The 3,566-nt window shown below is 57.5% G+C and carries 4 protein-coding genes; 3 read left to right on the forward strand and 1 reads right to left on the reverse strand.

Annotated features, from left to right (window positions below):
* A partial coding sequence (locus tag K1Y02_26105) for a tetratricopeptide repeat protein (protein ID MBX7259856.1) occupies positions 1-804 on the forward strand: 804 nt, incomplete at its 5' end.
* 15 nt (positions 805-819) lie between these two features.
* On the opposite strand, the gene K1Y02_26110 is transcribed toward K1Y02_26105, so the two are convergent.
* Positions 820-2,361, reverse strand: a complete 1,542-nt coding sequence (locus K1Y02_26110; protein MBX7259857.1) for a hypothetical protein — start codon at positions 2,359-2,361, stop codon at positions 820-822.
* Positions 2,362-2,484: 123 nt separating this feature from the next.
* On the opposite strand from K1Y02_26110, the gene K1Y02_26115 reads away from it, so the two are divergent.
* The gene (locus K1Y02_26115) at positions 2,485-3,195 is read left to right on the forward strand and encodes a pirin family protein (GenBank protein MBX7259858.1); all 711 of its coding nucleotides are present in this window, start codon (positions 2,485-2,487) and stop codon (positions 3,193-3,195) included.
* A 44-nt stretch (positions 3,196-3,239) separates the two neighbouring features.
* A partial coding sequence (locus tag K1Y02_26120; protein ID MBX7259859.1) for a hypothetical protein occupies positions 3,240-3,566 on the forward strand: 327 nt, incomplete at its 3' end.

The following is a 3,566-nucleotide window of genomic DNA, read 5'->3' on the forward strand; positions in this document are numbered from 1 at the left end:
GGGTCCGCCATCAGCCGTCAGATTTCTACCGCCATGCAATCGATTCGGCAAGGAGACTATTCGTCGGCGTTGTCGCAGCTACAGACCGCCGAGCAGTCTCAATCGCTGAGCGCGAAGGACTACAAGGCGCTGGCGCAAGCGTACAACCAATTGGGCATGCCAGAAGAGGCGTTGCGCACCTACCAGGATTGGTCGAACGCCCACCCGAACGATGCGCAGGCGTATCTCAATCTTGCGCGCACATACGAATCGTTGGGGATGAATTCGGAAGCGGCGACGCAACTTTCGTTGTACCAGGAGATGTCGGGGAACAGTTCGAACTCGTATGCGAACTCCGCGGCGTTATACCGCAGGCTGGGGATGACCGCCGACGAGGGTGCGCTGCTCACGGATTGGGTAAGTTCCTCGCCGGCATCCACGCAAGCGCACATGGCCTTGGCGGACTATTACCGCCGCACGGGAGACCTTTCGTCGGCATTGGGCGAGTACCAGAGCGTACTCCAGACAACTCCGGGCAACATCGCCGCGCAAATGAATCTCGCGCAAACGTACCAGCAGATGGGGCAGTACGCGGAGGCTCAGGCGACGCTGCTTTCGGCGATTGAGCTTCAGCCCGGGAATGCCGATTTGTACCTTCGCTTGGGGGAAGCATACCGGCGGAGCGGCAATTTGGCGGAAGCCATCAGCACATATCAGTCCGTTGTGTCCCTGGAACCTGGAACGACGCAGGCCATGCGCGCTCAACAGCAGATTAACCGGCTGCAGCGTCAGGCGGCGCAGACGGTGAACCGGAATCCATCGTAGCAGGGACAAAGCCGATCAATTCGCGAACCTGACCGTGTAGAAGTAGAAGTGTCGCCCATACCGGCCCAGTTGCGTGATGGACAACGCGGCGTCGTTCACGGAACGTATGACCGAATCGAATTCGGTTGTCTCGTCGCCCAGCGCAATGAAAAGGAGACCCGTATCGTCTCTTTCGCGCACGGCAGTGGCAAGCATTTCCCAATTCTCGGCGGTCTTGACCAGGAAGAAGTCTTTGTCCTTCATCGCGACGCCCAACTCTTGAGATACGGCCTGATTGGAGACAGCCACGGCGGTTTCCGGGCGGCTCAATAGCATGTCCAACGCGGGTGCCACACGCGTGCTGTAATTGTCTCTGAGAATCATGGCGCCGTCGATGGCATCGCGTTTGACGCCGAGCGCTAGTGTGATCAGAAAAACACACGCAAAACCGATTCGCAGAACTGGAACACGCAGAGAATCGACTTCGCGCCACCACTTCGCAATCAGCAGCCAGGCTACTGGGACGATGGGAAACAAGAACCGCGGACCAATCTGGTAATCGCCATGACTCGGGACGATGGCGCCGGTCCCGATGAGGGATACCGCAACAACGGCCATGAGTGCCCAGGCTTCGCGATCCAGGCGCCGTGGCGCAAGCCGCAGAAGCGCCACAAAAAGGCCCGCACCGAACAAAACGATCGGCATGGTGTGCAGGTAGCTCTCGTACATTTCGAATGACCAATTGGCGGCGTTGTAGACGCGCTGAGCGATTGGTACGTCAATTCCTCGTTGTATGGAATGAGTTCCGAGCGGGTTTCCATAGATCCATACGTTGAGCGCAATGTACCCAAGAATTGTGAACGATGTTCCTGCCGCGTACGCGAACCATGCGCGATTGCCTGCAAAGCGTCTGGTGTGAAAGAAGGAGACGGCGAGAACGATGGCGGCGAAGACCATGCATTCTTCGCGGAACCAGCCCGCGACCCCGAGCGTTATGCCAAAGAGTGCCGCGCGGAGCATGGAATCGCGACGTTTCTCTGTGCCCAGCGTGTACAAGAACCCGATGAAAGACAGCGCCGCGGCCACCGGGTGCTCCCAATAGGTGGCGGAATAGAGCGTGATCGGGCAGGCGAATATGAGCGCCGCGAGAAGGCCTGCCCGGCGCAGCGGATTTGGATCGATCCGGCGCAAGGCCATTGCGGCTGCCAGCCACAGACACCATACCGAAGCAAGGGGAATCAGACAGACTCCGCGCATTCCGAATGCCGCGTAGAACGGAGCCGTCACAAATGGAAAGGTGTACGGAAAAATGCTGTACACCTTATCGTTGATGACGAAGAAGGTGAGATCCAACGGAAGAAGGCCCTGCCGCCACAGGTCTTCCGTCCAGGTGTTGCGGGCAAGGCGCAAATCGACATGAAACTGTCCGGCGGCATACTGGCGCATCTGCATGGCTTTCTCACCACCGTCGCCGCTGAAGAAGACTTCCTGTGCGGGGAGAAGCGATTGCAGCGCAAGCGTATAGAGCACGCCCAGCGCTAATACCAATACCACCGAAACCGAGAAACGTCTATTCATTGCAACTTTCTGCAGTCACCTCACGTCCCGGTTTCGGAGTATATCACGTTGTGGCGAGCATAAAGCGTTTTGTGGATTTGTTTCTATCGTAGATGGCGATTGTACGACCTCGGAGGAACGACCATGAAGACGATCATCCATCGCGCGGAATCGCGCGGTACTACAACCACCGATTGGCTGAACAGCAGGCATTCGTTCAGTTTTGGCGAATACTACGATCCGAATCGCGTCCGCTTTGGCGCGTTGCGCGTATTGAATGATGACGTTGTTGCACCGGGCGCGGGATTCGGTACGCATCCTCACCGCGACATGGAAATCGTGACGATCCCGCTGTCGGGCGCGTTGGAACACAAGGACAGCACCGGCGCAACGGGAGTCTTGCGTCCAGGCAGACTCCAAGTCATGTCCGCGGGCACGGGAATCTTTCATTCCGAGTACAATCACTCGAAAACTGAGGCGGTGAGCTTCTTGCAGATCTGGATCCTTCCGTCGCGGAGAGGTCTGACTCCGCGATACGACGAAAAGGACTTCTCCGCGCTCCTTAACGGAAATGGCCTGCTGGCCGTGGTCTCGCCGGACGATTCCGAAGCGGCGTTGCGCATCAGTCAGAACGCGCGGTTCTCGTTGGGCCGGCTTGATGCGGGATCAAGTATGGAGTATCGATTGGGTGAGGGAAACCAGGGGCTTTATGCCTTTATCATAGATGGGGTCGCGCAGATCGGCGAGGAGACGCTGAGTTCTCGCGATGGCATCGGCATTACGGAAACTGAAGCCGTCGCCGTCGATGCGGTAACCTCATGCCAGTTTTTGTTGATTGAGGTTCCGATGGACTAATCCGGATAGTGATCGCATTCAGAAAGACTCGGGGGGTACGTCGAATGCGGATGCGTTCATATAGAACAGCCATCGCCGCGGCACTCGCGATTGCCGCAAGCGCGCCCGCTGCGACATTTTTTCCAAATGAAACCGGCGAGACCTTGCACAATCCACACATGGGTTGGGTGTATATCGTCAATGCCTATCCGCACTACACCGACGAAGGGCGCACCATTCCTTTTCTCAATGACGGGACCGTGTGGGGCAAAGTCGATACGGTGGCTGTCTTGTCGGATTGGGCGGCGCTCGAACCGCGTGAAGGCATCTACGATTGGTCGTTGATCGATAGCGCGATACGGTTCTGGAGCGAGAAGGGCAAGAAGATCCAC

The sequence above is a fragment of the Candidatus Hydrogenedentota bacterium genome, assembly GCA_019695095.1.
GTDB lineage: Bacteria > Hydrogenedentota > Hydrogenedentia > Hydrogenedentales > SLHB01 > JAIBAQ01.

Coding starts and splice junctions, on each gene's coding strand:
- K1Y02_26110 (MBX7259857.1), bottom strand. CDS start 2,361: ATGAATAGACGTTTCTCGGTTTCGGTGGTATTGGTATTAGCGCTGGGC.
- K1Y02_26115 (MBX7259858.1), top strand. CDS start 2,485: ATGAAGACGATCATCCATCGCGCGGAATCGCGCGGTACTACAACCACC.